This is a genomic window from Burkholderia sp. HMSC10F09 (genome assembly GCF_001806955.1).
Taxonomy (GTDB): domain Bacteria; phylum Pseudomonadota; class Gammaproteobacteria; order Burkholderiales; family Burkholderiaceae; genus Burkholderia; species Burkholderia multivorans.
Map to the genome: position 1 here is coordinate 1 of NZ_KV786547.1, position 2,086 is coordinate 2,086.

Annotated in this window: 3 protein-coding genes; all 3 read right to left on the reverse strand. The window is 62.1% G+C overall.

Going from position 1 to position 2,086, the window contains the following annotated elements; translation table 11 throughout:
- A partial coding sequence (locus HMPREF3115_RS31860; RefSeq protein ID WP_218079204.1) for a hypothetical protein occupies window positions 1-213 on the reverse strand: 213 nt, incomplete at its 3' end.
- 94 nt (window positions 214-307) lie between these two features.
- The gene (gene phaP, locus HMPREF3115_RS04000; RefSeq protein ID WP_006406593.1) at window positions 308-901 is read right to left on the reverse strand and encodes a TIGR01841 family phasin; all 594 of its coding nucleotides are present in this window, start codon (window positions 899-901) and stop codon (window positions 308-310) included.
- Window positions 902-1,358: 457 nt separating this feature from the next.
- Window positions 1,359-2,086: ParA family protein (locus tag HMPREF3115_RS04005; protein ID WP_070553476.1), on the reverse strand; the 728-nt coding region annotated here is incomplete at its 5' end.

A 2,086-nucleotide genomic window follows, 5' to 3' on the forward strand; every position in this document is an offset into this window, starting at 1 on the left:
GGTCCGCGCGGCCGATACGATCACTACGTCGGTCATGTTCAATCCCTGCATCAAATCGTTTGGTCCGGCGCCGGCACGAGTGATCGGCAAACGATGCAAACTGCACACGCTCGCCGCCTCGCGTCGCGATACGCCACGTACGGATGCGCGCCGACACACCGCAGCGCGAGCGCGCGCGATTCCCCGCACGGTCGCGCCGTGCGCCAGCGTCATCGAGGCAGCCGGAACGGTTCGCACCCGCGTGGCACACGCGGGGGCAATCGTCCGGCGCCGTTTCGGTCACGTCGCGCGAACGCGCGACGCGGGCTCAGGCCGCCGTTTCGCGCCCGGCCGCTTCCTTGCGAGCGGTCGCGGCAACCTGCTTGCCGGTGCGGGCGGCCGTCTCGGCAGCCGTCTCGCCAGCCGTCTCGAAGCTGCTCTGTGCGGCCTCCATCGCCTGCCCGGCGGCGGCGCGCACCGACTCCGCAGCTGCGCTCGCCGCGGACAGCGCCGAATTCAGCACGGCCACGACCGGTGCCGAACCGGCCGGTGCATGCTTGGTCAGCTCGCCGATCACATCCTTCATCCGAAGGTCGGCCTGTTCGTATTGTTCATGTGCGACCTTCGTCCATTCGACCTGCGTCGACACGGCGATGTCGAACAGATGGCGGCCGTACGCGACCGCCTTGCCGGCCGCTTCCTGCGGCGCGGCGACGCGCTGCGCGAAACCCGCGATCGGGTTCGTCGTGTTGAGCGCGTCCTTCAGCTTGTCCTCGTATTCCGCAAGCGCCGTCTTGGTCGCCTGCAGATTCAGTTCGACGACGGCCTCGAAACCGCGGATCGCCGGGCGGGCAATCGCAAACCAGGCGGCGACACCGGATTGATAATCGGCAACGAGTTTTTCGGGGGCAAATACAGACATCGGACACGCTCCTGTTGGCAATGCGAGAGGCGAGGAAAAGAAAATGGAAGCCAGATCGAGGTCCGGCTCCTTTATTTAACCACCGCTGCTAATTGGGCACCGGAAGTTCGAGGAGGCATTCTAAATCGATTAATTGTCGATTAAGTGGCATTAATGATAGGTATAAACCCTTATCCGCTCATCGAGATCCGTCGCCGCCGGCTTCCGGCTCCCGGCCTATGCCCGCGCCACTACGGGCCGACGCGCGCCGCCGTTACCTTTTTACTGGGTCAATCGCATGAACATTCAGCAAGTCTTACCCCGTCATTATTTCCGCTATTAGAAACAAGTACAGCCATCGAGTGATGAAGCAGTCGCTTATGTAATCGTTTTTTCGGAATTTACATTGAAACCGTTTTCTCGTTTATTAATGAAAGTTTCAATGATCGGATCAAATGACAAATACTTGCCGGTTTATTCAGCCGACTAATTCGCGGTGCAGCGCGCGAAATTCGTGCGCGAGCTTGTGAGTCGGTTCGAGATGGATGAGGGGAGTCGACTGCTGATGCGATTCACGGATTTTCACCGACGACGACAGCCGCGACGCAAGCACCGGCAGCCCTTCTTCCACGAGCTCGTCGACGAGCCGCTGAGGCAGGCTCGCGCGCGGCTGGAACTGGTTGATGACGATCCCCTCCACTTCGAGCGCCGCGTTGTGGTCCTGCCGGATCTCCTTCACGTTCTCGAGCAGCGTATACAGCGCCCGGCGTGAAAAGTCGTCGCAGTCGAACGGAATCAGGCAACGCTCGACCGCGATCAGCGCCGAGCGCGTGTAGAAGTTCAGCGCCGGCGGCGTGTCGATGTAGACGGCGTCGTACGCGTGCAGTTCGTTCAGCGCGTCGCGCAGCTTGTAGATCTTGTAGCGCGATTCGAGCTTGCCGTGCAGCGTGTCGAGATCGGGATGCGCCGGCATGACGTCGAGCTGCGCGAACGGCGTGGGATGGATGAACGACGCGACGTCGACCGGCCGGAAGCTGAACGTGAGCGCGGTGTCGAAGAAGTCCGCGACGCCCGGATGCGCGTCGGTCGCTCGTTCGCCGAGGAGGTAGCGTGTCGAATTCGCCTGCGCGTCGAGATCGACGACGAGCGTGCGCAGCCCTTCGCTTGCGCTGACTGCCGCGAGATTGCAGACGATCGTCGACTTGC

Coding starts and splice junctions, on each gene's coding strand:
- phaP (WP_006406593.1), bottom strand. CDS start 901: ATGTCTGTATTTGCCCCCGAAAAACTCGTTGCCGATTATCAATCCGGT.